The sequence below is a fragment of the Xenorhabdus sp. PB30.3 genome, assembly GCF_963895965.1.
GTDB classification, from domain to species: domain Bacteria; phylum Pseudomonadota; class Gammaproteobacteria; order Enterobacterales; family Enterobacteriaceae; genus Xenorhabdus; species Xenorhabdus stockiae.
The window spans coordinates 1-1009 of sequence record NZ_CAWQMW010000110.1; the positions used below are offsets into that span (position 1 = coordinate 1).

The 1009-nt window shown below is 51.9% G+C and carries 1 protein-coding gene; it reads right to left on the reverse strand.

Annotated features, from left to right (window positions below):
- Nucleotides 1-1009, reverse strand: a 1009-nt coding sequence (locus AACX38_RS06675) for a condensation domain-containing protein (RefSeq protein WP_228865912.1), incomplete at both ends; no start/stop codon positions are given.

Below are 1009 nucleotides of genomic sequence, written 5' to 3' on the forward strand. Positions count from 1 at the left end.
TGCGACTGGACTAAACGGCAGATTGCCGTCTGACGGATTTTCACCGAAAGTCTGCACACTGAATATCACCTGAAATACAGGGTGACGAGCGGTATCCCGTTCAATGTTCAGGGCTTCAAGCAACTGCTCAAACGGCATATCCTGATGGGCTTTAGCGCCGCTAACCAGTTTGTGTGCCTGTGTAATCAGCGCGGTTACACTGTCAGTGTGTTGCAGTTGTGCCCGTAAGGGCAGTGTGTTAACGAACATCCCTAATAAGGGCAGTGTTTGCGCATGGTGACGGTTATCCGTCGGGGTGCCGATAACGATATCGTCCTGCCCGGATAATTTTGCCAGTGTGACGTAAAACGCACTGAGCAGCACGGTATAGAGGGTGGTTTCCTGCGTTTTTGCCAACACCCGTAGCTGTTCAGACAGCTGTGCGTCCAGCGTAAAATTAATATCCCGCCCCTGATAATTGACCTGTGCCGGTCTGAGGTGATCGGTGGGTAGTGCCAGCGATTCATAGCCCGCCAGTGCCTGTTGCCAGTAAGCCAGTTGTTGTTCGCGGATGTCTCCTTGTAAATAGTCCCGTTGCCATGCCGCGTAGTCCCCGTAGGTAATCTCTAACTCAGGGAGCTGGCTGTCACGGCCTGCTTGCAGCGCGTGGTAAATCTCCGCCAGTTCCGCCATAAAAATATCGATGGACCAGCCATCCATTGCAATATGGTGCCATAACAGTAATAAGTAGTGACGGTCTGCGACCTGATAATGCCGCAAACGCAGGCTTGGCTCCGTGGTTAAATCAAAGGGAGTAGCAATTTCGCTGCGGGCGTTAGCCAGTAACGTCTCCCTGTCGTCACAAATTTGAGACGGGATCACGAAATGCTTCTCCAATACCTGCTGATACTGCTGGCTCTGATCATCACTGCGATACACGGTTCTCAGCACCGCATGGCGTTCCGCTAATCGGTTAATGGCGGTTTCCAGCAAAGGCAGCGAAGTATCCTGAGTTAACTGAACCAGATAC